This is a genomic window from Vibrio sp. QJM3NY_26, from assembly GCF_057786005.1.
Genome location: NZ_CM173515.1, coordinates 1,599,293 through 1,625,087, shown reverse-complemented (window position 1 = coordinate 1,625,087; position 25,795 = coordinate 1,599,293). Strand labels below are relative to the sequence as shown.

The window sequence follows — 25,795 nt, the reverse complement described above, 5'->3', positions numbered from 1 at the left end:
GGAATGCCTTATTCTCATTAGATTCAAAAGATAAACACATTAATAATATTGTATGACTTATATCACAGTAAACAAACCTGAAAAGATTATAAAATAAGCGCCTCCCACTTAATGATAAAGAGACGAATGAACACTACCACCACTCTTGTTTATGACACTTTGAAAAGCCTTGCTGCTCACGCTCCTGAGCAACATGCCGAGATTAGACAGCGGTTATATGAGCAGTTGAGCCTGCCATTTAACAAGCAGCTCTCGTTATACGCTAATGTGCTTGGTCCTATCAGCTCAGGTAAGTTAGCGGGATGCGACAATATTGATAAAGCGGTTGAGCTGGCACTGGATGTGCTGGAAGGCCGAAATAAGTAATTCCCCTTTAAATACGTAATATAACGGCCCAGATCTTCCCCCAGATCGGGCCGTTTTTATTCTCGTCATTTATCTAGTTGAATTTTAGGCACAAAAAAGGCGCAGATGATCCACGCCTTTGGTTTAGTTTACTCTAAATTTTAAGAAGTCTTGAACTGCGCCACCGCTTTATCCATGTCATGGGCTTGCTCTGCGACCTTGTCAACTTCAACTAAACAGTGCTGAGCTGATGCGTTGTTGTCGTTAGAGATGGTGTTTAACTCGGTGATTGAGTCACTCACTTGTGCCATAACAGCACCCTGCTCTTCAATTGCTGATGCGATACGCTCAGAATTACCTTGGATGCTTTCCATATCGCTTAAGATAAGCTGCAGGCTAGCATCGAGCTCTTCCGAATCTTTCAAAGTCAGTTGGCCTTGTTGGTTACATTCACCAATCTCGGTCATCGAAGCGTTCATTTGGCTTTGAATTGCCGTAACAACGCTGGTGATTTCGGTTGTTGATTGATGCGTTCTGCTTGCAAGAGCTCGAACTTCATCTGCAACCACGGCAAAGCCTCGGCCTTGTTCACCGGCGCGTGCCGCTTCAATGGCCGCGTTCAATGCCAATAAGTTGGTTTGTTCTGCAATGCCTTGGATGATGTTCACTGCATCGCCGATTTGATCAACATGATGATTCAGCGAGCTTATTGAATCTTGGCTGCTTGAAAGGCGCTCAGATAACTGGGTAATATTGCTGATCGTATCGACCACCACTTCACGGCCTTTATCGGCATTCACTTTTGCTTGATGAACACCTTCAGCCGCAACTGATGTGCTTTCTGATATTTCACCAATGGTGAGTACCATCTCTTGCACTGACGTAGTCATTGTAGAGGTGTGATTTGCTTGAACTTCAAACTGTTTGATTACTGACTCTAGCTCGTCATGCATGTTCGACGTGCTTTGGGTCAGTTGCAGTGACTTAGATTGAGATGCAGCGATCAAGCCTTCAAGCTGATCCAACAGTTGGTTGAAGTATTGACCTAACGTGCTCAGTTCATCTTTACCATCTAGGTGTGAACGAATAGACACGTCGTTCGAATCAACAATATTACGAATCACTGAAAGTAGAGATTCGATTTTACCAATAATAGAACGGACGATTAACCAGCTGAACAGAATGATCGACACGAGTAGCGTGACGCAAAGAATGTTGTTGATCAGCGATAGTTTGTCCATCTCTTGTTGGGTTTCTTGGTCCAATACCGCTGAGAACTCTTTAAATTGAGTTTCAATCGCGTGAGAACCTGAGCGTGCTTGCCCTAACAAACCTTCGTTATGCTTCAATCCAATCACACGCTTCTGCGCAACGACTTGCTTTGCAGCATCTAAAAGTGCACTTGACCTTGCATTCGAAGTAATAGAAAGAACGCTTGGGTCAAATGTGCCCTTTTCAATCAGATCGTTAAACAGGTACAGCTCTACTTTTTGCTCTGCGCCGACTGTTGCACTGATGCTGTCTAGCTCTTCATGAAACTGGCCGAGCAAACCTTTGTCACGTACTAATCCATACACTTCACTCGCTTTTACTAAGTTAACAAAGCTTGTGTGGTAGGTTTCAATATCTTCACGTAGGTGTGCGCTGTTGGCTAAACCTAAATCACTGAGCACTGCATTGAGCTCAGATTCAGACGCTAAGAATTTATTGTAGTTTGCGTCGAACTTGGCGAGGTACTTCATATCACTACGTAATAGGAAATCTTTCTCGTTACGGCGAAGATTGAGTAGTCGCACTTCAAGTTCTTTGGTGATTTGTTTGGCTTCGCTCATTTGAGCGGTGGTGTCTGCAAATTGCGATGTGGTAAACAACAGTGAAATCATGCCGAAGATGGAGAACATCCCCAACGAATAGAGCTTTTTCTTTATATTCATATACGTGGCTCGTCTTTACTAAATTAACTTTGAGTATCTAATTGATCGCATCTAAGCATGGTATACAACTCGTGCGACCTGGTTATTGTTATGGTTATGGTTTTTGTATCAGTAATGAGCACTAAATCTAGCGACTGTTCAGCCCACCAGCAGTGACATTCTCAATGGTATTCAAACAGAGAATGAATCTTTTCACTAAAGATAAAAGCATCAATAACACAAATTGAATACATGTACATTAGTTGAATGATAAAAGTGAGAGACAGCTATTTGACGGAACATAAATAGCTTGAATGCCATGGTATACAAGGCATTGAATTAAAAGACTTTGAAGCACATTTGGATGTATTATTTATGATGACATTTTTTTGGCTCTCCAGAAGAGCACGAGCGAAGCGCAATAGTGGAGGTTTTGACTTGGTTTTTAAACAGTGAATCCGTCTATTGATGATTGTACAGTAAAGCGTAAACGGCGAAAAAAATGGACCTACTCAATTCGAGTCAGGTCCATTTTTTGATTGTCTAGTCAATCGCTTTGCAGCTAAAGAGTTAGGGTGCGAACTCAAGGCTGACTAAAACGCTTTCACCATCTTGGTTAGGCACTTCAATAACACCGCTTTCTCATCTTCTTCGATGTCTTGTGTTAGTCCACTAACCAAATTCAAGTGAAGCTGATTGTGGTGAACGTGTATCTTCTGCCCTTCATCCGTCAAGGCAACCACAATCGCACGACGATCGGTTGGGTGTTCATGGCGCTCAATCAATTCAGCTTTAACCAACTTTTCGATTTGAACGGTAAGCGTACCCGTGGTGATACCCAACTTTTCAGCGAGCTCTTTCATTCTTAACGCGCCATGCATACCAAGCACTTCAATGGTATGTACTTGAGCAAGGGAATAACCTGTCTCTTTGACAACAGACTGCTCCCACGAAGACATTTTATCGTAGAACTCAGTCAGTATTTGGTTAAGCTGTTCTATATTTCGCATGGTCGTTTGAATGCACTTCAAGAGTAAGATGATTAATCTTATCAAACTTGGCGAGCATTTGTTTATATTCAGAGACGGTTTTATCACTGTTTGATTCAAGAGTAATCGCTGCTGAATAGTGATGCCCACTCACCTTCCACATGTGTAAGTCGGTTACGGTCGCATAAGGCGTTAAGGTTTTGGTCACTGAGTCACGATAATCTTGGTCGATATTCTCATCCAGCAGGATTGGGCTGGTTTGTTTCATAAGGTTCATCGTCCACTTGGCAATGACAAATGCACCAACCATTCCCATTGCTGCATCTAACCAGTTCCAGCCGTAAAACTTACCAAATAGCAGTGCGACGATCGCCAGCAGAGACGTCAATGTATCGGCCAAGACGTGCATGTAAGCTGCTCGTAAGTTGTGATCGTGATGATGTTCATGATTCTTATTATGATTGTGGCCATGCTCGTGTCCGTGATCATGATGATGATCCCCGAGCAAAAACATACTGACGACATTCACCGTCAAACCGATACATGCCACGATAATCGCTTCGTTAAACTGAATTGCTTGCGGGTTGAATAAGCGATGCACCGACTCCACCAGCATCAATAACGCCACAATTCCCAATGCGATCGCGCTGGTGTAGCCGCCTAGCACACTGACTTTGCCAGTGCCGAAAGAGAAACGTTCGCTCTCCGCATGTTTCTTCGCATAACGGTATGCAAATAAGGTGATGCCAAACGCTGCAGCGTGCGTCCCCATGTGCCAACCATCGGCAAGTAACGCCATAGAGCCGTAAATAGTACCGGCAACGATCTCGACAACCATGGTGATGATAGTTAACAAGAGAACGTAGAAAGTACGCTTTTCACCTTGGCTGTTATGTGAAGAAAAGTTGTGTTGGTGACGTGTTGGAAAACTCAAAATGGCGTCCTTAGCTCGTGTGTTCAATGTTAGGAGTCGTTACTGATTAATCTTGCTAAAAAAGTGCTTTGATTTACAAGTAGTTTGATAATCAAATCAATAAATGGAATTTAGTTTGATTATCAAACATTGTCAACGATGAATTTTAAGGCTCTGATTTGGGAGAGTAATAATTTATAGGGGGATCTAATTAGCTCGACAGCCTATTAGGTGGAGAAACAGCTGCGCTTTGCAGACACAAAAAAGCCCACACGAGGTGGGCTACTAAGATCAGATGGAGTTATTGGTTTTGCAGCAGGGTAATCTCATCATTCACCCAACCTAACAATTGCTTGGTGGCTTTCGACAACACTTGGTTCTGCCGAACAATATAACCAAGACTGGTGCTAGAAAAGTTCATCAACGGTGTCACTTTCGAATGCAAATGCTGCTTGGTGGATACCGCAAATTCAGGAACAATCGCCACACCAAATCCCGCTTCCGCCCAATCGATTTGAGCGTCGACACTCCCTACTTCCATCACCCTATAATTAGGTAGATTAAGGCTTGGTAAACCTTCATCAATGAAGTCACGCGTTCTCGTATCGTGGCCAAGTAGAATCAAAGTGAGCTCTGCATCAGAGTCTTGGATATCAAACCCATCGCCTAGCGCGCACCAAGAAAGCTCTTGCAGCTTAGTGAAATACAATGACTCGTTGTGCTGTTCTTTGGCGATAACAAAACCAATATCCGCTTGAGCATTTTTAACTAAACTCGATGCCTGAGATGAGGTGGTATTCAAGAGCGTAAGGTCAATGCCGGGATACTGCGCTTTGAACTTCTGGAACGGGCGAATTAGCAAGAATCGAGAAATGATGTCACTTACGGCAATGGTTAACGTCCCTATTTTGAGATCGTTAATCGCATTGAGATCGGCCTGACAAATTTGGAGTTCGAGTAGCGTTCTTAGGCTTGTCTCTAAGAGCCTTTCGCCTGCTTGAGTCAGTTGAAACGGACTTCGCTCTATCAACTTGATGCGTGTTTGTTGTTCCAGTTGTTTTAGGTGCAAACTCACATTAGGTTGTGTCATATGCAGTGCATTGGCCGCTTTCCCGAAATGCTTGTATTCCGCTAGCGTCACAAACGTCTTCAACAAATTAATATCGAGCATCATGTCCTCTCTCTCGTGTCACTAATATCATTCCCTAAAAGTAAAGAATGCCCCATCGTCATTCCCTACAGTGAGGAACGAACGTGATAGGGAATCTCGTTTGTAGCTTAAGACTTTAAGGATATATGAAATCCTTATCAAGATAATAAAGATAATTAATTTCTCTTATCCACTTTGTAGGCCTAACATGATTTCTCAATCAGTTAGGAGAAAAATTATGCCATCTATCGTTGTTGTGGGCGCAAACTGGGGTGATGAAGGCAAAGGCCGCATCGTCGATTTTTTAGCAGACCAAGCTTCTGCTAGCATTCGTTTTCAAGGCGGAAACAATGCAGGTCATACTGTGGTAAATGACTTCGGTACATTCAAACTGCACCAACTACCTAGTGGTATTTTTAATCCTGACTGTACAGCGGTTCTTGGCCCAGGCATGGTGATCAGCCCTGCTGCGCTGACTCAAGAGATTGCAGAAGTTCAAGAGGCTGGCATCAAAGTGAAAATGGCGATCTCAGATCGTGCGACACTGTGCCTACCTTTACACGCCCTTGAAGATACCCTTGAAGAAGAGCGTTTGGGTGACGGCGCTTACGGTTCAACACGTCAAGGTATTGCACCAGCATACGGAGATCGCGTGATGAAGAAAGGCATTCTTGTCGGTTGGTTGAATCAACCTGAAATTTTAGAGCAACGCATTCAATTCCTACTTGATTGGAAGATGCCTCAACTTAAAGCGCTATACCCTCAATGTGACTTCTCTCAGACTGCTTCTGAAATGACAGAATGGCTACTTGAAGTAACTAAAGCTTGGCGCCCGTTCATCTGCAACGTAACTGAGCCTCTAAAAGCACTGCAATCGCAAGACGCGAACCTACTGTTTGAAGCTCAGCTAGGTGCAGGTCGTGATCTAGTTTATGGCGAATACCCGTGGACGACATCTTCAAACGTAACGGCTGCTTATGCTGGCATTGGTAGTGGTTTACCAGCCCTTCGCCCTGAACGCATTATTGCTGTTGCTAAATCGTTCAGCTCGTCAGTAGGTACTGGCACGCTAGTGACGGCAATGGAAGAGCAAGACAGCTTCCGCGAAAGCTCTAACGAATACGGTGCAACCACGGGTCGTCCGCGTGATATGGGTTACTTTGATGCAGTAGCTACTCGCAACGGTGTTGACCTGCAAGCCGCGACTGAAATCGCACTAACTAAGATTGATTGCCTATCTGGTCTATCTGAACTTAAGATCTGTACGGCTTACTCAGGTGAACACACTGAGAACCCGATTTGGCCACAAACGGCTGAGCTAAAACCTGTTTATGAAGATATGGCAGGTTGGGATGAAGACATCACTGGTTGTCGCACGTTTGAAAGCCTTCCTCAAGCGGCACAAGATTACGTAACTCGCATCGAAGAGTTGATGGGCGTGCCAATCGTGATGGTATCAGTAGGTCCAGAGCGCGAACAAATGATCATTCGAGCTTAGTTTAGAAGACTATTAGACCCACATCTACATCTACATCTACATCTAAGCCCACACTAGTGGGCTTTTTTACGCCCGTCACGAACATCTAAATCTTGTTTTTCTTATTGAGGTACATGTTTTCATCGGAAGACTTTATTAGATTTATGATGTTGAAACTGCGAGAGTCAGCGATACCACAACCATATGAAAAACCGAGTTGCACCTCATCATCACAACGAAAGCTTTCAATGAAGTCATGAAATTCAGTGTGGATTTTATTGATCAACTCAGAAACATAACCAGCCTCTTCTGAATGTATGACGACGATGAACTCATCACCACCGACCCTAGCCGATATGATGTTGTACTTTGCATTGTTTTTTATGCATGACGCAAAGCCAGAGATATAGTCATCACCTTTGAAGTGGCCATAAGTATCATTGATGTACTTCAAATTATCCAAGTCGAAATACAAACAAACGATCTCTCCATCGCTGATGTTTGCTTTGTTGAATTCATGGAAGAAGCCCCTTCGATTAAGCAGCGTTGTCATGATATCAAAGTGACTGTTTTTGTATAAAATCCGGCTCTCTTCTTTTAATAGAATTTCAGAACGCAATAGAGTCGATATGTTTTCAATCAAGCTAACTTGGCTCTCGGTATACGCTGTTGGGCTTAAATCAAAAACCAAGAGCACCGCAAACACTTCGCCATCGATATCTCTTACCGGGACGCCGCAAAACGACTTATAGGCATCCGCCCCATTCGCAGAAACGGAATCACCACCAGCATGACCACTCAAATAAACCGTGCGATTTTCGTTATGCACATACTCACAAAAGAGGCTAATTTTGCTCTTATGTTGGTTACACGATATGTTTGAGGAGCTCCACACGCTCTCAGAACCAGAGCAACTCAAATCAGAGATCATGATGATGCCCGCATTCGATGCGTCCATGATGTCTCGTATGTTATCCAATATAGATACCCAAGTATCGACATCGATATTTTTTTGCATCCCTTCAGAAGAGAACTTATCAAAAAGCATTAATATTTCTTTAGTATCAGATAGTTAAACTTAATTGAATATTCATTAGTATACGTTGTAACAAAAATTCCAAGAGCGATAGCTTAGGGTGGTTATTACGACAAAGTAACAACCAAGCCCTACATCCTAGTTTTCTAGTTCGGAAGCATCATTCGCAGAGGCCCAAATTTCTGAACGTCTATTCTTGGCTCTACCCTCTGACGTTGCGTTGGACGCAATAGGTTTACTTTCACCAAATGAGCGTATAACAAGGCGATTCTTCTCTACACCATCCGCGATTAAACCATTCGACGTAGTCAGCGCTCTTTGGAGCCCCAATGCTTGGTTATAACCTGCTTCGCCAGTGCTGTCAGTGTGTCCATCCACTGTAATCGCACTGCCGTTAGTCTTTAATTCGCCAGCTAGTTGGCTCAATGCTTTGCTGCCCATTGGTGTTAAGTTGTGTTGGTCGAAACCAAAATGAAGGCGAGCGAGCAACCCTTGACGCTCTTGGTTACTAATCCAAGTCTTACAACCTGATTGGTTCATACCGAGATTGGATTGACCTGCTAACGCTTGTTTTAGCTCACTGCTGTCAGACGGCTGCTCTATTTGTAGAAAGCCCTGTCTGTGTTGTGCAATGCCGACGACATTATCGACTCTTACACTATGTTGATATTCACTGAATGCGGTGTCGCAATAAACACTGATACCTTCTTCCGCATGAGCGATAAAACTAAGTTGCAATGTCGATAGGACGATTGAACTGATCATTAACTTTTTCATATTTTCCTCTAATACAACTTAGTGATTCCGCTTGTTTTTGAGCCTTTACGGATGAGTTCTTCTATCTTTTCAATCAATTCATCTAAGTTAGATACGTCGATGATGTCTTCATTTGGGTCGACAACGCAGTCTTGAAAACCACTTTGTTGAGATGCTCGAAAATCGATACCAATAACACCTATGTATAAGCCTGGTATTTCCTCTCTTGCTTTGTTACACATGCCTCTGTCGACTAACCCTTTGAGGATGCCGTTATTCGGACTCTCCTGCCCATCGCTTAAGATCAGCAGCATCTTGATTTTCTTGTTGTAGACTTGTTGTTCTTCTTGATCGGAACTGTTCGGGTCACCGTCATGAAGCACCTGAGAACCTCTCAAAATACCTTGAAAAGCCGCAGTGCCACCGTCTGCCCACATCGAATTAATCGGATTCAAGTCTGAAAGCTTGTTCGATAGTTGAATGTTAGAAAACTGCGATGAATTGGAAGAACCATGCGCGTTAAATAAACTTGTTCCACTCACACTATAAAAATCAGGCTGTAACCCCGACTTATCAGTAAACATCGTCGATACTGAACTCGGGAAATCAACGTAGTTGTAGACATCGGCAACCAAGTAATTATCTTGATAAATCACATCCTGAATGCGTTTGGCGTACCGTCGATTGTCCGATTTTGGATTGGGACAATATGATTGCCAGTTCGCACAGTTGATCACCTCATTTTGCGAGTAGGTACGCCAGTAATCCCAGTTAACATCGTTGTAGGAATAAGGTGATACGTTCGTTTTATAGTTATCTTTATAACTCAACTGGCTTGTCGCCCGAGCTTGATTTCCTGAGACGATCTCCCTAGTTCGAACGTTAAAAGGCACAAAGCCAACTCGATTAAGCAGCTTGTCTCCGGTTGTATCTTCTCCGGGCTCATCACAAACGTATTTCCACTCTCCATCGACGTAGTCCTGTTTAATCGATGTGCAAAGAATTTTGCTGGATATTTCATCGATGGCTGTCTTTAGATCGTCGATTTTTATGTGTCGACTTGAACCCCACCTTTCATTCATTGAACCGGAAAAGTCCGACACAAAAACAATATCGATGTTGTTGTCACCAAGATAAACAGGGTACTTCCTCGCTAACGAGCGTCCCGCTAAGTCTTGCTGCTGATCAAACGAAGGGATAAAGCTACTCGCGAACCAAGAGTCGTGCGTCGTCTTGGCATTCACTGTGTATTGGATGTATTCAAGAACCCCAGTGCCCTCGTCTTCCGCTTGGTGGAACCGGTCGGCAGAAAGGTTGGTTGATTTGATGTCCCGCACGTAGTTTTCGACATACTTGGTCGCGAGCCCACGAGCCTGATCCGGTTGATCTTCAATGGTTACCGCTATCGCCGCAGCCTCTGCTGAATCTCGTAATCGGCTAGTCTCTTGAACATAACGTGTGCCTTCAACCGCCCAAAAGGTCATGCCCATGATTGGCACAAGCAATAAACCCATCCAAACCGCGGCAACCCCTTGCTGTCTTTGGAGACTGAGATGCTGGCGATTGATATGACGGTCGTGCTGCATTTTCATTTCATTATCTCCCAGGCATGATTGAAGAAGAGCCAATCTTAACCGTGGTGCTGGTACCACTGTTGAAGAAGGGCTTGAACCAAGAGCTTTGCTCTTCACAAAGACTGATTCGGTACAATGGATACACAACGCCCTTTTCTACTGGAGCTAGATCCGCATGCGTGAGAATCGAATCGGTTTGGCAATTTAAGCTTCGGTACTTGCTGGTTGAGAATTCGGCGACATTAACTTTATTGATCAATGACTCTATCTTGATCGCCACGTTATCGACTGGTGTATTGAGCATGCGACTTGCCACTTTAGCCATGCCTTCTAACTCTGAATTAGTTACGGGTAGGTTTTGTCCTGCCAGCACGTCGGCATCAAAATAACGAGTACGCTCTTTGATCACATTCACTAAAGCAAAGCTGGATCGATCGAGCTTGGCACGCACGAGTAGTTGATGACTCAAGTCTGCCCCAAACAGATAAACGCCCCACAAGGCCACAAGAATGAACAGCAATTCAACGGTAAATGAACCTTGCTGGCAAATCGCGTAAGACACACGTTGTTTACGGCGTATCATCTTTCCACCCCTCGTGTTCTAAGTTCAAAACCATAGTGCTTGAAATGTCCCTATCCGCAGCGCCGGCCAGTTTAATGACTGGGGTATAACGGTAGGTCACGGTGATCTCGGCTAAGTCGTAATTGAAGTTCAAGCCTTGATCAGAATGTCCCCTATTCGCGATGAAATCGTCATAAGTTTTGAAGTACTGACCTGCGATAGAAAACCTTGAGCTATCAATTAAGAAACTCCATAGATTGTCATCATCTTCGATTAACGATTTGAACTTAGTTTCGTACTGCTCGTTGATCCCTTCGCCTTCATATATCTTGGTATTCCTGATGGTTTCTCTCAGCGAATACTCGGTCATGTTCACAACGTAGATTTGGTAACTCGATTCGAAGATCGCAAAGGTGGCAAAAAACAGAACAAGCGCACCCAACACAAACTCAATCGCTGTCACGCCCTTCTGCTTATTAAGAAGCTTCATCATTAACTCCTAATTGAGTTAATTCAACGGCGATGCTCTGGATCTCTTCCGCTGAAAAATCTCCTTTAAGTAACTTTTTGGCCGAGTCAATTTGCTGGGTTTTCATTAGTGCGATAGCTAGGTTCGCTTTAACGATCTTATTCGCTGGGTCTTCTTTTAAAACCGGAGCTAACGTTTCGATCGCCTGTTGGTACTCGCCATTGGCCATTTGAATCATCGCAATGTTGTTCTTAACAACAACATCGTCGTAACCGCGTAATCGGGCTCGATTCAGTTCTCGGTAAGCTTCATTAAATCTTCCCACTTTTGTGTATGACACGCCGAGCAAGACGTGAATTTGACCCGTTGTATTTCCCACGTCGATAGAGGCTAGATAAGCGGCAATGGCTCTTTCAACGTCATTTTTAGCATCAAACACTTGTCCTTCTAACTGGTACAAATTGGGGTTTTCAACACCCTCTTTTTGCAAGTGTTGAACATAGAAGTCTGCCGATTCGATATCCCCTTTGTTGAAATATGCCCACGCCAGTTTCTCTTTTACCTCTGGGTCTTCGGAGCCTTGCTCTAACTCAGCTTTGTAATAACTAATCAAGCCGTCATAGTTCTTCACTTTTTCCATGCTAGTAACGTCAGCAAGCTGTAGGTCTTGTGGTGAGGGGGCCGATTGACAGCCCGCTAACACACTCATCGACAACAAAATGAGACAAAAACGTTTTCCAATCACTCGTCGTCTCCCTATATATTCAATGTCATTTGCATGATGCTCGGCGCGAGAATCAAGATAACGATCGGGAACATGATGAAGAGGATCAATGGGACACTCATCTTCGCAGAGAGCTTACCTACCTTTTCCTCGACCGTAAGAATTTGGACTTTTCGCATGTCCTCTGCGAGATCACTTAACACCTGAGCCACGGATGTACCGTATTGGAGGTTTTGGATGATGGTCAGTACAAAGCTTCGTACTGGAGGTGTTGGGATACGCTCACTCAGGTCATTGAGCGCCTTTTCCAAACCGTGTATTTTTGCAGAATCGGATGTGCGCTTAATCTGGTAGCAAAGGTCTGAGTCAAATTCAGCCAGCTCTTTCCCCAAATAAACCAAGGCCGCTTCAATCGTCATACCGGTTTGAACACATACCGACATCATATCGAGCAAATACGGCAGTTGAGCTGAGGTTCTACTGATCAACATCTTGCGGCGCATTTGAAGCATTGTATCTGGGACGACAATGACACCAATCAGCGAGAAAATAACCACGATCAGTTTGTTGGTTGACGTCATATCTCCCAACAAGACCAAGCCAGAAACCAACGCTAATACCAACAACTTGGCCGGAAAATAGAATTTGGCCCAATCCGTGTTGTAATAACCCGCCTCTATCATTTTTTGCTCGAGTTCATGGCGATGTTCTTTACCAAAACGAACAAAAAAGCGATTTACGCGCGAAGGCGCACGAGCCGAATTATCCCCAATATAGAGTGCAACCTTCTTATGTCGTTGCTCTTTACGAATAGAATCGATAATCAAAAAGAGTAGCGAAAAAAACAACACAATAAGGGAAGCCAGTAACATCATGCGCGTACTCCTCTCACTAATAACCAAACAAGGAATAAACCAAAAAGCTCACTACCCAAGACGTAAAACAGTACCAACCTTCCTTCAGGGTCATAGAGAACAAACTCCACATTATCTGGATTGACGTAGTTAAGAATGAGCATAAAAATCAAAGGGATCGCTGCAACAATTTTGGCAGAGATTCGGGCTTCTGAAGTCATCGCCATTTTCTTTTTCTCTAGTGTTCTAGAATCCACCAGCACTCTAATCAGCCGCGCCATCACGCCCTTAAGTTGCCCACCTCGAGCTATATTCGCCCTGATAGTCACGGTAAAGAATAGAAACTCTGGGTAGGGGTAGTTTTTGCACGATCGTTGAAGCACCACTTCTGGTGACTCACCCAACTTAAGACGATCGCCCATTAGCTTAAATTCGCGGCCTATCGGGTTGTGCATCACATCGCCTACATAACTGATGGCTTGCATTAAGCTGTCACCTGCCGTTACCGCACTCATTAGAATGTTCAACGCATCTGGGAACGTATTCTCAAATTCGCGACGTCTTCTTGTGACCAGGAACCGATAACCACATAGGGTAAATACCATAGATGAGCCCAGCACTAACCACGTATTGGTGATTGATAGCAATTCAACAACGATGTACCAAGATGCGATTATGCTGCCCGTAATATAGAGCGCAATGTAAAGAGAAGAACGCGGGCCTAACACCATTAACGTGGGTGATATGGACTCTTTGAACTTTTGCCAGTTTTGCTTACGAACCAAAGACTTGACGTTAATGGCATTGAAGTTTTCCGCTTCTACTTCTTCAATATTGAAAAACTGATTGACCTTTTTTACCTTTGAATCTCGGATCAAAAGCAGCACAAACGCAAAGAGGATTAACGAAAGCCAAAGCATGCTAGGCCCCCTTAAACGATGCTTTCAGCTCTTCGTAGAGCCCGAAGAATTGCGCTTTTTTCACAAGCTCAGATCGCTGCATAATGCCGTCGGTGACGAATTCGCCTTTTACGGTTTCTCCATAATGCGCGTCGTCATAACGAAAACGGTAGATCTCTTCCATTACTACGCTATCGCCTTCTAGGCCGACGATTTCCGAGATGCTTGTGATCTTACGAGACCCATCGCGCAACCTGTTAACCTGAACAATCATTTGAACGGCACTCACGATCGTTCTTCTAATCGCGTCAAGAGGCTGATTTAGGTTCGCCATCATCACCATCGATTCAACACGAGCAATCGCATCACGCGGCGTGTTGGCGTGCAATGTAGACATCGAACCGTCGTGTCCGGTGTTCATGGCTTGCAACATTTCGAACGCTTCAGAGCCACGACACTCACCAAGAATAATGCGGTCTGGACGCATACGAAGTGCATTGATCACTAACTCACGCTGAGTCACCGCTCCAGTTTGTTCAACACTCGAGGTACGTGTTTCGAGTCGAACTAAATTGGGTTGTTGCAGGCGCAGTTCAGCCGCATCTTCAATGGTGACAATACGTTCATCTTCGGCAATGTATTGAGATAATGCGTTGAGCAGCGTGGTTTTACCTGAGCCGGTACCGCCAGAAATCAACACATTGATTCGACAGCGAGAAGCGATCATCAACACTCGCGCCATGTCTGGAGACATAGAACCGAAGCCAATCAAATCTTCAAAGCCGATGTTCTGCTCTCTGAACTTACGAATAGAGATCGAAGTACCATCCAACGAAATGGGAGGAATCACGATGTTCACACGGCTGCCGTCTTCTAACCTGGCGTCGACCGTCGGCGAAAGTTCATCGACACGTCTTCCGACACGTGAGGCAATACGCTTAGCAATGGCTAACAACTGTTCCTCATTCACAAACGAGACTTCGGACTTTTTCACCTTACCGTGTCGTTCGAAAAAGATGTTGTTGGGTCCGTTCACCATGATGTCAGAAATGGACTGATCTTCGACCAAGGGCTGTAAAGGACCCAAGCCAAACAGTTCATCAATCAGGCTTTTCACCAAGCCTGACTTCATCATCGAGGTGATTGGTCTTTGGTAGCTATTTGCTAGCAAATCAACCGCCGCTTGTATTTGGGATTCAAGATCTCTGCGGCTCATTTTCTGAACCGCTTCTGCATCTAGGGCTTCAAATATCTGGCCACGAAACGCGAGGTATAAGTCTTTGTTAGAACTCATTTAGCACGCACCTTTTTCAACCAAGAGTTCATGCCCTTCTGATCCATAGGTTGACCATTAATCAGCTTCACCAACTGTTCCATAGAACGACTAATGTGACGGTCATGCTTATGCCCGCGTTTTCCATCGATAATGATGTGCGCCAGCGCTTTGCAGTAGTCGACTTCGAGATCGACTTCTGCGCCTAGATACTTAATAAGATCAGGCTTTTGTAAGACGTAAGCGTTTTCCGGGCGATGGTAGTTCACCACCGTAATCACGCGAGTACGCGACGATAACGAAAGCTGTAAGTTGGAGACTTTTTCATACAGTCGTTTTGCACTTCTTACTGAAGACACAGATGCGTCTAACACCAACACAACCACATCAAAGTTTTCTACCAAGAGTTGAGGTTCAACTTTGAAATCCACACCACCCGAAAAGTCTTCAATAATGAAATTGGTGTTGCGCGCTAACAGGTCACACAAGGTTTGGTTGTAATTAAGAACATCGGTTTGACTCATGTCGCCATCAATCGCTAACAGACGTAAATTCTTGCGAGCATTGATTAGGTAACTCAACGCCCCCTCTTCATCCATTTCATGCAATGGTGCGGTGAACTCGTCAATGGTTCTCGGCTTAAAGTCTTTTAGGCCGAGCAAGACATCAAGGTTGGTATCCGCATATTGATGATCGACGAGAATCGTGTCCGAACCTTGCGTCGATAATAGTGAGCTCAACTCGGTTGATAGAAACGATGCACCCACGCCGCCTTTTGAACCGACAATAGCCACGCGCTTCGCTTTACGTTTTTGGCTCACACCAGAGAAAGTCTTAAGGTTCTTACTAACGTGGTTCAAGAAGTCAGCAAATTCCTGCTTATTCACTGGCCAGAACACGTAGTAAAAACCCATATCTTTAAGCGAACGAAGCGTAGAAATCGCATCCTCTTTACCAATCACAACCACCCCTTTATGCGTGGGTAGCTTGCTGGCAAAAGATTTAGCGTCTTCAACAACATTGGTCGATTCATTAAGCTCTAGAATCACGATGTGGCTACTTTGTTGTTCTGTCAGCTTGGTCAAGCCGGCTTTGGCTCTAACGCATGCAGGATCATTCCACCCTTCAAATCGAAAGACTTCTTGAACAAGGTCTAAACACTCTTGAGATTGATAGAACAAAGTACATCCGGCAACACCTGTCGTTCCGGTCTGAGCTGGCTTGGCCTTTGTTGTTAATGCTTTAGTCAGGTCAAACATTATTGTTCTCCTACCAATCGAGACTTGTAAGCCACTTGCTTCAAGCGCATCGATTCAGCAAAGCAGTCTGGCTGCCTCAACCGAACGTGAATCTGTGCTGGTGCGCATTCTTGAGTCTTCAAACGCGTTAATGTCACCTGAATCTTTAAGTCGCTCGGTAACAACTGAGCGCTTCGATACGAGACTCTTTGTGGCGCGATGACATGTGACGGATATTGATCGAAGATCTCTTGCAACATCTGTTTGCTGCGGGTTGATTTGTAATCCACGACATAAGTGGCTTCTTTGTCCGTTGATTCAATATCTTGAATCAAGGCGGTAATTTGCTTAGTGGTTTCAGTACGGTTTTTCATCGCAAACTCGAAGCTGTGGTGCTCTTTGTACACCAAGGCTTCAGCACCATGACCAACAAAATATTGCTCAGAGGCGCAGCCTAAAAGTGACGTGGTAAATAACGCCATTAATAGTAATTTCTTCATTGGATAAATCCTCCTTGCGACAACAGACGAATCGTTGCATCGGAAGATGTCACCGACTTACCATCCCATTTAATGTTTAGCCAACGCGCCAACGTGGAAGTCTTCTTGATGTAAGGCAGTTGGATGTCTTTCGGTTTCATCGGTTCAACAAGATTCACAGTGGCAACGATGATCAATTCAGTTCGTTTTCTTTCTGTGGTTGCTTTGCGGAAGGCGGCACCGAGTACTGGAATATCACCAACAAAAGGGATTTTTTGCATTTTTTCCAAATCGGCACTGCTCATCAAGCCACCTAGCACGAAGCTGTCGCCATCGGCTAACTCAACGGTTGTCATCGCACGTCGTGAAGCCAGTTGCGGGACTTTGATTCCCGCCGTTTCGACATAGCCTTCAACTTCGCTGACTTCTGGCGCTAATTGCATGCGGATTCTGTCTTGGCTAAGCACTTTCGCGGTGAGATCGAGTTTAATGCCGAACTCTTTGAAGGAAATGTTCACATTGTTACTGGTAGTAACGATAACGGGCACTTCGCCGCCCACAAGGAAACTTGCTGACTCACCGGATAGCACGGTTAGGTTGGGCTCAGCCAGAACCTCAGCAATTTGATCATTACCTAATGCAGTGATTAACGTGCTGAGGTTTGCCGCATCGAACTGGTCGAAAACAAATTCGCCAACACTTGAACCGACGGAGCTCCAATCAACACCAACAGTTTGTCCAAATGATTCGGTGACTTGAGCCACTGATATTTTGACGTTCACTTGTTGGGTCGTTGCGACTTCAATACGTTCGATGATCCCTTCCCACGTCATGTTGCGGGCAAACACCATACTTTCGGGCTCTTCATAATTTGAGTTGTCGGACTTAAACTCCAATTTCACCGTTTTGTCCCATTTCTCTGTTTTTTCCCGTCCAAGTAGAGTGGCAACCAAACGATAGATATCGTCACGAGTCGCTTCGGAATCAACAAGACCACTCACGGCGACTTGCTCTCCCACAGACTGAACTTTGACTTTGGCATCAGGGAAATGGAATTTAATTTGGCGTCTAATATCAGTTAAATCCAAATCAACAATAATGCGGTCGGAAAGCAGAACATCATCATCAATGCCATAGACGATCAGTCGTGATTGCCCAATAGCATTGGCGAACACAACAAGTGTGTTGTCGTTGATTATTTTGTAGTCGACGATGTCAGGGTTATTAATAAACACTTGGCCAATCGGACTTTTTAGCTGGATGTGCTGACCATCGTTAAGCGTGATGGAGCGATCGGCGGCAAAAGCGTTCGTTATAGAAAGTAAGCTAATCAGCGGCGCTAGAATGGAAACACGCAGTGCTTGCTTGATTCGATCATGAATCATAATTACAACGCCTCTCTCGGGTTGTTCTCGTTACCGCGTAACTCAGCAATCCCGGTATAGTTATCGATAATATTGCGCACCTCCGCGAACTCGGGTTGCGTGTAGGTTTGGCTTCGGTAAATTTCGATGTGCATTGTTCGTTGTGCTAGCGCAAGTTTTGGTAACTCGTCGGGGCTAACTTCGATGACCACCGTAGTCAGCCCATCCTCTTTACTCGGAGCGCGAGCGGTAATAGAACTGTCGCCAGTTGCGTCATTTCCAATGTTGAGTACTTTGACGTTTTTAAGAAACATTGACGCCTTTACCCCTCTAAAACGCTTCGGCTTATCGATGTTTCCAGCTAAGTTATCGTTTGGAGAACTTACAGTGAGGACATCGATGGACGTTCCTGGGCGGATATAATCGTTGATTAGGTTTTTGTCACTGACTTTAAGTGGGTATAACGTCATGCCTTCCGTGATCAAAAGGTCGATGTATCCGGGCTGGCCAGGCGTCACTTGATATTCAGGTAGCACAACCTCACCTGCGATAAGACTGCGATTGAGCAAAATGGAGGGTGAAAAGCTGATTTGTGCGTCTTCTCTAACACCAAGCGTTAATGCTTCACTAAGAGGGAGTTGTTGTTTTACGACACCTTGCGCATCAATCGCACGTCCTTTTTCATAAGGTTCCGTGGTCATCCAAACGGCAACATGCTCTTCATTTTTTTCTTCCACCACTTCAGCGGTCGTTGTCGGTTGACGTTCACTCTTCAACAAATCGACAACGCCTAGCGCGCCAACTATTAGGGCAGCAATGGCAACAAGTAATACCAGTCGAGATCTCATAATGTTCTCATTCTTGGAGGTTTATATATGTGGCGTGTTTTGAGCTAAAATTGCCAAGTAGAATCCAACGCTAATTGCTATCCCATATGGAATACCTTGTTGGTCGTTCGACGTTTTTCTTGTTCGCTTTTTACTTATCAGCTTGTTCTTTACAAGATAAATTACGGCTAAAAAACCGCCAGCAAAAGCCGTCATAACAAACGCCCAAAGCAAATCGTTGAGAGGTATAGTAAGTGATAGAACTGCGGTATATTTAATATCACCGGCTCCAATCCAAATCAGGGCGTAAACAATCAGCCCTCCCCCTAACACCAGTAAAAAGCTCATAATTTGAATGTCTAATGGTGACAGAAAACATTGCAAAAAGAGTAATATCAACAATGCGTGATTTTGTATCTTGCGATAGAAAAAATCGGTAACCGATACATAGACACACACAATTGCCAAAAGCAGTAAATATACTTCAAAACTCAAAATCGGAAATATTGCCTAAATTTAAATGGATTGACGTAAGCATGTATTAATTGGTATTACCAATTAATACATGCCAGACCAATGAAAACATAGGTCTGGCACAAATACATTTTGATATTTTTACATAGAGAACTATGGCTTAGGGGCGGTACCAGCAGTCGCTATCGTTGTAGCAATCGTATCAAATGCTTTTCCTAATTCAGTGATGAAGCCACCACTACCCACAGCCACACTGACTAATACAGCCATCGCAACACCGATTAGACCATATTCAATTGCAGTTACTCCGCGCTCATCGTTCTTGAATTGTGATAAAAACATGTTTGTTTTAACGTATAGCTTAGTAATCATTATTTCTTCCTATAAGGGCTGTTGAAAATTCGTCGCCATTATAATTAGCACCACCAATCTATGGAAAATAACCCCTATCGACTTAATCAATAGGCCGGACGAAAAATGATCAAAATAAACACATTAAAAACAAAGGAATTAAAAACAAAAACTATAATTAACAATGAGTTACATATAAGATCAACTTCACAAGACAATATTAAATAAAATTTATAAACTTGAAAAAGTAAGACATTGGTCAATATTTTAACTTATCTAAACTTTATATAAGCTTTGGAACCAATCTAAGAATTAATTTACCCAGTTTTATTACTCCTTATAAAACTTGTTGAAATACAATTATCATCACGCTATTGTTCTTCAAATCAACAAACCATAAAAAATATAATTTATTTGTGTCAAAAGGTTAGTCGAATCATGAAACTACATTTCGAAAATATCATTTCGTTCATAGCGGTAGTTGAGGAAGGTTCATTTAGCTCTGCTGCTCGCAAGCTTGGCAAGTCACAATCAACCGTTAGCACGGCTGTTCAAAATCTTGAATCCGATTTAGGTTTCAATGTATTTAATAGAGAACACTCTAAAGTTTGGCTAACAGAGAAGGGAAAACGACTATTCCAGTTATCTTTACCTGTGGTATCGAAATATCGTGATCTAGTCACGATCGCACAGCAAATGAATATATCTGATCAGATAGTCTATCGGGTAGGCATAGACCCATTAGTGTTTAATAATAATGTAAAGAAAACACTATTAGCGTTTTCAGAAGCATTCCCTAACGTTGATTTACTTGTCGTAACTAAACCAAGTTTCGTGTTAGGTAACTATATAAATGAAGGGAAGATAGATTTAGCCTTAGGTAACCCCTATCACAAGACAAATTACGACTTCAACATAGAGGAGTTATTTCACGTCAACTGTTGGTGGGTGGCTCATGAAGACCTGGTAACCTTTAAGTCTCAAGCACCATCACAACGAGTTCTATTAATGGATGGTTGTGAAGAGCTGCTTAACTTGTCAAACATAGCATCGTACAACTTATGGCGACTGGATGACTTAGGAACCATCATCGATCTATGTAAGGCTCAAAAAGGTATCGCTTTTTTACCGGGATTTCTCATAGAGGGAAGTGTAGAAAATAGTAAACTTAAAGTAGTTACAGACCACCCTGATTTTTTTGGTAAGCGAGTTATTGCATCCCTTTTCTGGCAATTACACTCTGACTTTAGCTTGTTCAACCAATGGATCAAAAAAGAGTTGCAAACTACTGCCAGTTACAAGCAAACATTTGTTGCTGATTTGACTCAATAATACTCTGTTGAAATCTAACAATCACACTCTATTGCACGCTTCAGCTTCGAGTGTGATATTTCAATACGATGACTCATCCTAATATATATCTAAAATAAACATACGAAATACTAATACCAAGACCGACATGCATTAACCAACATATGCACTGGTATTTTTTCATTATTTAGCCTCACATGTTTTTGTGATTAAATCTAATTAAAAACTAACCTATTAAACGTATTCGATATTTAACCTATGACTTCGTTTGTCACTAAATATCGAAAAGAACCGCCTAAACCATGCACACAGAAAAACCCACCATAGTAATGACGTTGAATATCAGAATAGCTTTACAACCATTACGTTAGACTAATTCCAGCTATCCGATTTTTTCACGATGATATCAACAATATCCGCCAGCTCTTTTCCTTTTTTGGTCAGACCGTAATATACCGTCACTGGAACGGTTTCTTCTTGCCTGCGCCAAATGAAACCTTCTTTGCTGAGTAACTTCAGCCGCTCACTAAGTACTTTACTGGACACTAGAGCCAACTGCTTTTGAATTTGTCCAAAACGTATTTCGCTACTCTGACCTAAGATCCAAACTATGTGAGCAGTCCATTTAGTAGAGATCAATGCCAAATATTTATCAGCGCTGCAGTAACCTTCAGGTTGCTTACCCTGTTCACTCATATCCACCTCTTAGATTATCCATAGTAACAATTGGATAGTTACCTAAAGGTAATTAGTTACTTTTAGGTAGCTAATTTCTTTTGGTAACTACCCTATCTATTATGGCTTCAACCCAAAACACAAACAAGCAGGTGGTTCCATGAAGATACTTCTATTCGTAGTTTTAAACTTAATAACTTCTATTCTTACGCATCAACAGATTACAAAAAACCGCAGTCACCAACAGAACTACACCAACTTTTCGCTGAATACTTTTCAAAACAAGACATAGACGGACTAGGCACTCTGTTCCATCAAGACGCCATATTCGTCCTCGATAATCAGGGTAACCTTGCTAGAGGGCCAAAGGCTATTAAGCCTATATTGAAAAGTTACCTTCAAGGCGACGTCGAAATGCTCACCCATGATGTGTCTATCCATATTAACGGCGATACGGCTCTTGTAAGGTCTAATTGGGAGGTAGTTGGAGGCCCCAAAGGAACCGCTCTCGAAGTTATGAAGTATATAGATGGAGGCTGGCTATACGTTATTGACAACCCAAATGGATTTTAAGTGACCATCACACTTTAGAGCATTGATGAACAAAGTCTAAAAGCTTAGCAGGCAATAAATTACAGACACAAAAAAGCCCACACTAGGTGGGCTTTTTTGCTTGTTCATAAAGAACGAATTTGGTGCCGCTACTGGACTCGACTATCCACCCTATCCGCTTGATTAAAATTAATATTATAAAAATAAAATTCAAAGGTGTTACCTTAGGTGTTACTTAAGTAAAAACTAATCACCGGACTCAATGTAAGAAGGATAAGTTCCCATGAACCTTGAAAGTCAAAAGAATTTTTCTACTAAATAGTCACTTGTAATTGTAGCTATCAAGTATTGTATTAAACCTCGCTAAGACCAAAAGGCTGACAAAAATAAGATACCTATTTGCGTTGAAACTTCAATCCTATAAAAATACCAATAACAATACTCAATGTAGCCACAAGACCAGCAGCGGATAGCGCAGGTAATGCGACTAGTAACTGTGAATCATTTCCGCCGCCGGCCATAACTGCTCCCAATCCCATTAATGTTCCTGAAAAGAAATGCTTAATTAGCTGAATCAATGACACAAATTCAAACCTAAATGATTTCGTTACAAAAGCCGCTATGGCCATGCCAAGCACAAGAAAAAAGAATAAGTAGAACCTTTCAGATCTTGGCCAAGCAGCTCCATTCCATACAGATAGCCCGACAGATTTTAACAACCCACTGGGAGTCCAATGAGGTTCATAAATAAATACTAGCCCTGCCATGACACCGATCCCCAGCATAGACAACCAAAGCTTACGAGTTTTAGTATCACTTTTTGAAGCAACAACAAGTAGTATTACCGATAAACCAATTAGTATCATTATGTGCAAAACGGGGGAGATTAAATATGCCTTCCCTGCTCTATCAGTAAAGAGATCAACGAATAAAAGCCATGACACCAGCCAACCTAGAATTGTTGCTACCATCATAACCTGACCTCGGGCAAAACGACTAATGGTCGATACTCCGCACCCGCCATTGAATGCCGCACCTAAACCAAAAATAAACCCTCCAAGAGCCGTCAATATCGTGGGAAAGTTACTATTCAAGCGAATAGGCTGCTCCAGAAAATATGCGATAGCTATTGCTAACCAAACAGACGACCCACTTAAAAGAATTGAGATTAAAAATACTGGTTTTCCGCTTGTCGCTTCTTTCACTCCTCGCACCATACAAAGCCCGGTAGTTTGGGCTAGAAAACCAATGACCGTGATGAAGAAAAGTGATAGAAGCAACATAGTTGTGCCTTAGGGGGTATTGAAAAGACATTACTAAACACTATAGTTAAGAATCTTCAATTCTTGGAAGAATTCGCCATGAACTCACAACTCATCAACTGACATGTCTCAAATGCACACAGCATCTATTCGGTATTTTAAACTAATAAACATTAAAAAGAGCAACTAACATGGATGTGAATCAATTCTCTAAATTAGTGGCTGAGGTTAACATGGGCAAACAACTGCCCAATGCGATTTACCTTCATAAAGATGCATTCAGTGCGCTACCTAATGCACTGATACAGTTCATACCTGCCGTAGCAAAAGCCGTTAACTTAGATGAAGATAACTGGAACCTCGTTAAGCTGTTTAAAAAAGAGTTCCGTTTATCTCTTCTCCACTACCCTAATTTTTATACTGATTCCTATCCCGAATTAGAACAAAGCCTCAATGTCGACCTCTCTAAACTAAGCCACAAAATTACAGGTTATCGCGAATCTGAAAACCCGCCGATCTTACATAGAAAAGAGACTATGGTTTTACCAACAAGTGAATATTACGAACATTTCGTTTCACTCACACAAGAAGGCGAGAATGCAGGCCTGTACGAAAACAGCCGTTTGATTGGTTTTAAACGTTCTTGGGAAAACCTAATAGCACGCAATGGTTACGAGCTTGTCGATGGTCGACTATTCCGATGCTTCTCTGTAACAACGCGAGAAGAAACCGGGATTGATAGGTACAGAACCGCCATCGTGCGTCATGAACTCTCCGCACCAATGAAGACTCTCGTTAAACATGGCTACTTAAAAGGCGAACACTCAATTTTCGATTATGGCTGTGGCCGCGGAGACGATTTAAGAGAGCTCGAAGCACATGGCCTCGATGCTCTGGGTTGGGATCCGAACTTTCAACCCGACAACGACAAATCCAGTTCTGATATCGTAAACATAGGGTTTGTTCTTAACGTAATAGAAGATCAAGATGACAGACTCGAAGCCCTACTAGACGCATGGGAGCTAGCAGACAAGTTTCTAGTGGTTTCTGTCATGCTGGCTAACGAAAACTACATTGCTCAGTTCAAACCTTATAAAGATGGGGTCATCACCTCTCGTAACACCTTCCAAAAATACTACGCGCAATCAGAGATCAAAGCGTACATAGAGAGAAGCTTACAAGAAGAAGCCATTACCGTCGCACCTGGTATTTTCTATATCTTCAAAGACAAATTGGAAGAGCAACTGTACCTGCAAAGTAAATACAAACGCCACCACAAATGGCAGCAACTGACGTCACCAGAGCCTATTGAAGCCAAAGACAAAGCCAAACTGCTTATTACTCAACATCAAGACTTGTTTAATGACTTTTGGAACACCTGCTTAGAATTAGGGCGTATTCCTGCCAATGATGAATTTGAGCAATCTGACAAAATTCTTGAGTTAATAGGCTCACACAGAAAAACCTTTAACTTACTGCAAGAGATGTTTGATACCAAAGAATTTGAACAAGCAGAAAAGAGCCGAAAAGAAGATCTTCTCCTCTACTTTGCTATGGGACTGTTTGAGAAAAGAAAACCCTATACGCTGCAACCAGAACCCCTTAAGCGCGACATCAAAGCCTTGTTTGATGATTACAAAACCGCAATCAACCTGGCTGCGGAATTACTGTTTGCGATTGCCGATACCGACTTAATTCATCAACAATGCGAGAAAGCACACGGTCAACTACCAGCAAGCCTGCTAAACGAAGGGCACTCACTGATCCTACATCGAGACCTTATCGATGATTTACCACTACTGCTACGAGTATACGTAGGTTCAGGGTTGCAAATATATGGCGAACTAGGTGACGAAATTGATCTCATAAAGATTCACATCACATCAGGAAAACTCACCCTAGCCGCTTATGATGCCTTTGAAAAGTCGGTGCCCTTTTTAACTGAGCGCATAAAAATCAAGATGGCTGAGCAAGACATCGACTTCTTCGATTACGTAAATGAACAGCGTAGTCCGCCACTACTCAACAAACACTTATACATGCAAACTGACGATAAGAAGTATAAAAAACAGAAAAGTTTTGACCAGCGTTTAGCGTTGCTAATGGATTATGATTCCAATAAAGAAGCGCAAATGAAAAGAGCGGAGTTTGAAGCGCTGCTGGGTAAGCACAAGAAGCACATTAAAGGCTTCAATCTGGTAACGAAGAAACCTTCATAAAAATTAGGTAAAGCATGGAAATCTCAATTACATCGCTGTAAAATACAACGCTAATTTTGGCATACTCATGTTATTTATCGCACAAAACCAGCCCTAACATAACAAACTC

25 protein-coding genes and 1 pseudogene are annotated in these 25,795 nt (G+C 43.0%); 5 read left to right on the top strand and 21 right to left on the bottom strand.

Features of this window, described 5'->3' with window-relative positions; genetic code table 11:
- Positions 1–126: 126 nt before the first annotated feature.
- Positions 127–366, top strand: a complete 240-nt coding sequence (locus AC3CH4_RS07295; protein ID WP_004733935.1) for a PAS factor family protein — start codon at positions 127–129, stop codon at positions 364–366.
- A gap of 140 nt (positions 367–506) precedes the next feature.
- Here the strand turns inward: AC3CH4_RS07295 and AC3CH4_RS07290 are convergent, their stop codons facing one another.
- From AC3CH4_RS07290 to AC3CH4_RS07275, 4 genes are all read right to left on the bottom strand, one after another.
- On the bottom strand, positions 507–2,228 hold the full coding sequence (locus AC3CH4_RS07290) for a methyl-accepting chemotaxis protein (RefSeq protein ID WP_488518888.1): 1,722 nt from the start codon (positions 2,226–2,228) through the stop codon (positions 507–509).
- Between the two features lie 623 nt (positions 2,229–2,851).
- Positions 2,852–3,268, bottom strand: coding sequence for a MarR family winged helix-turn-helix transcriptional regulator (locus AC3CH4_RS07285; protein ID WP_004733937.1), 417 nt, complete (start codon positions 3,266–3,268; stop codon positions 2,852–2,854).
- Positions 3,246–4,181, bottom strand: coding sequence for a CDF family Co(II)/Ni(II) efflux transporter DmeF (gene dmeF, locus AC3CH4_RS07280; protein ID WP_237290502.1), 936 nt, complete (start codon positions 4,179–4,181; stop codon positions 3,246–3,248). The genes AC3CH4_RS07285 and dmeF overlap by 23 nt, the downstream gene beginning before the upstream one ends.
- 280 nt (positions 4,182–4,461) lie before the next feature.
- Complete coding sequence (locus AC3CH4_RS07275; protein WP_121603296.1) at positions 4,462–5,334, bottom strand: LysR family transcriptional regulator; 873 nt, start codon at positions 5,332–5,334, stop codon at positions 4,462–4,464.
- A 214-nt stretch (positions 5,335–5,548) separates the two neighbouring features.
- Between AC3CH4_RS07275 and AC3CH4_RS07270 the strand changes: the two genes are divergently transcribed.
- Positions 5,549–6,808, top strand: a complete 1,260-nt coding sequence (locus AC3CH4_RS07270; protein WP_102393905.1) for an adenylosuccinate synthase — start codon at positions 5,549–5,551, stop codon at positions 6,806–6,808.
- Between the two features lie 85 nt (positions 6,809–6,893).
- Here the strand turns inward: AC3CH4_RS07270 and AC3CH4_RS07265 are convergent, their stop codons facing one another.
- The 15 genes from AC3CH4_RS07265 to AC3CH4_RS07195 form a co-directional block, all read right to left on the bottom strand.
- Positions 6,894–7,835: a sensor domain-containing diguanylate cyclase gene (locus AC3CH4_RS07265; protein WP_146454569.1), complete on the bottom strand. Its 942-nt coding sequence runs from the start codon at positions 7,833–7,835 to the stop codon at positions 6,894–6,896.
- A 126-nt stretch (positions 7,836–7,961) separates the two neighbouring features.
- Complete coding sequence (locus AC3CH4_RS07260; protein WP_237290503.1) at positions 7,962–8,600, bottom strand: OmpA family protein; 639 nt, start codon at positions 8,598–8,600, stop codon at positions 7,962–7,964.
- Between the two features lie 8 nt (positions 8,601–8,608).
- A complete protein-coding gene (locus AC3CH4_RS07255; RefSeq protein WP_488543629.1) occupies positions 8,609–10,165 on the bottom strand; it encodes a TadE/TadG family type IV pilus assembly protein in 1,557 nt (518 codons plus the stop codon).
- A gap of 10 nt (positions 10,166–10,175) precedes the next feature.
- Positions 10,176–10,736: a tight adherence pilus pseudopilin TadF gene (gene tadF / locus AC3CH4_RS07250; RefSeq protein ID WP_428785611.1), complete on the bottom strand. Its 561-nt coding sequence runs from the start codon at positions 10,734–10,736 to the stop codon at positions 10,176–10,178.
- Positions 10,723–11,205, bottom strand: a complete 483-nt coding sequence (locus AC3CH4_RS07245) for a TadE/TadG family type IV pilus assembly protein (protein ID WP_428785610.1) — start codon at positions 11,203–11,205, stop codon at positions 10,723–10,725. Before AC3CH4_RS07245 ends, tadF begins: the two co-directional genes overlap by 14 nt.
- Positions 11,192–11,893: a tetratricopeptide repeat protein gene (locus AC3CH4_RS07240; RefSeq protein WP_488543628.1), complete on the bottom strand. Its 702-nt coding sequence runs from the start codon at positions 11,891–11,893 to the stop codon at positions 11,192–11,194. The genes AC3CH4_RS07245 and AC3CH4_RS07240 overlap by 14 nt, the downstream gene beginning before the upstream one ends.
- A gap of 47 nt (positions 11,894–11,940) precedes the next feature.
- Positions 11,941–12,783 carry a type II secretion system F family protein gene (locus AC3CH4_RS07235; protein WP_488518805.1) on the bottom strand — a complete coding sequence of 281 codons (843 nt, stop codon included), beginning with the start codon at positions 12,781–12,783 and terminating at the stop codon, positions 11,941–11,943.
- Entirely contained in the window at positions 12,780–13,682 is a 903-nt protein-coding gene (locus AC3CH4_RS07230) for a type II secretion system F family protein (protein WP_017090273.1), read from the bottom strand. The genes AC3CH4_RS07235 and AC3CH4_RS07230 overlap by 4 nt, the downstream gene beginning before the upstream one ends.
- Position 13,683: 1 nt before the next feature.
- A complete protein-coding gene (locus tag AC3CH4_RS07225; RefSeq protein ID WP_004733950.1) occupies positions 13,684–14,955 on the bottom strand; it encodes a TadA family conjugal transfer-associated ATPase in 1,272 nt (423 codons plus the stop codon).
- Entirely contained in the window at positions 14,952–16,193 is a 1,242-nt protein-coding gene (locus tag AC3CH4_RS07220; RefSeq protein ID WP_488543557.1) for a CpaE/TadZ family protein, read from the bottom strand. The genes AC3CH4_RS07225 and AC3CH4_RS07220 overlap by 4 nt, the downstream gene beginning before the upstream one ends.
- Entirely contained in the window at positions 16,193–16,672 is a 480-nt protein-coding gene (locus tag AC3CH4_RS07215) for a hypothetical protein (protein ID WP_102291574.1), read from the bottom strand. Before AC3CH4_RS07215 ends, AC3CH4_RS07220 begins: the two co-directional genes overlap by 1 nt.
- Entirely contained in the window at positions 16,669–18,039 is a 1,371-nt protein-coding gene (locus AC3CH4_RS07210) for a type II and III secretion system protein family protein (RefSeq protein ID WP_488543627.1), read from the bottom strand. The genes AC3CH4_RS07215 and AC3CH4_RS07210 overlap by 4 nt, the downstream gene beginning before the upstream one ends.
- A complete protein-coding gene (gene cpaB, locus AC3CH4_RS07205) occupies positions 18,039–18,863 on the bottom strand; it encodes a Flp pilus assembly protein CpaB (protein WP_488543556.1) in 825 nt (274 codons plus the stop codon). The genes AC3CH4_RS07210 and cpaB overlap by 1 nt, the downstream gene beginning before the upstream one ends.
- A 21-nt stretch (positions 18,864–18,884) precedes the next feature.
- Complete coding sequence (locus AC3CH4_RS07200) at positions 18,885–19,337, bottom strand: A24 family peptidase (RefSeq protein WP_488543555.1); 453 nt, start codon at positions 19,335–19,337, stop codon at positions 18,885–18,887.
- Between the two features lie 132 nt (positions 19,338–19,469).
- On the bottom strand, positions 19,470–19,688 hold the full coding sequence (locus AC3CH4_RS07195; RefSeq protein WP_488543554.1) for a Flp family type IVb pilin: 219 nt from the start codon (positions 19,686–19,688) through the stop codon (positions 19,470–19,472).
- A gap of 417 nt (positions 19,689–20,105) precedes the next feature.
- Here AC3CH4_RS07195 and AC3CH4_RS07190 point away from each other — a divergent pair, with 417 nt between their 5' ends.
- Positions 20,106–20,999 (top strand): LysR family transcriptional regulator, encoded by an 894-nt coding sequence (locus tag AC3CH4_RS07190; protein WP_004733957.1) that lies wholly within the window; start codon positions 20,106–20,108, stop codon positions 20,997–20,999.
- Positions 21,000–21,350: 351 nt separating this feature from the next.
- On the opposite strand, the gene AC3CH4_RS07185 is transcribed toward AC3CH4_RS07190, so the two are convergent.
- Positions 21,351–21,674: a winged helix-turn-helix transcriptional regulator gene (locus AC3CH4_RS07185; RefSeq protein WP_054546414.1), complete on the bottom strand. Its 324-nt coding sequence runs from the start codon at positions 21,672–21,674 to the stop codon at positions 21,351–21,353.
- 139 nt (positions 21,675–21,813) lie between these two features.
- Here AC3CH4_RS07185 and AC3CH4_RS07180 point away from each other — a divergent pair.
- Positions 21,814–22,226: pseudogene (locus AC3CH4_RS07180) on the top strand (YybH family protein).
- A 374-nt stretch (positions 22,227–22,600) separates the two neighbouring features.
- Here the strand turns inward: AC3CH4_RS07180 and AC3CH4_RS07175 are convergent.
- Complete coding sequence (locus AC3CH4_RS07175) at positions 22,601–23,488, bottom strand: YeeE/YedE thiosulfate transporter family protein (protein WP_488543553.1); 888 nt, start codon at positions 23,486–23,488, stop codon at positions 22,601–22,603.
- Positions 23,489–23,658: 170 nt separating this feature from the next.
- Here AC3CH4_RS07175 and AC3CH4_RS07170 point away from each other — a divergent pair, with 170 nt between their 5' ends.
- A complete protein-coding gene (locus tag AC3CH4_RS07170; RefSeq protein WP_488543552.1) occupies positions 23,659–25,686 on the top strand; it encodes a DNA phosphorothioation-associated putative methyltransferase in 2,028 nt (675 codons plus the stop codon).
- Positions 25,687–25,795 lie beyond the last annotated feature (109 nt).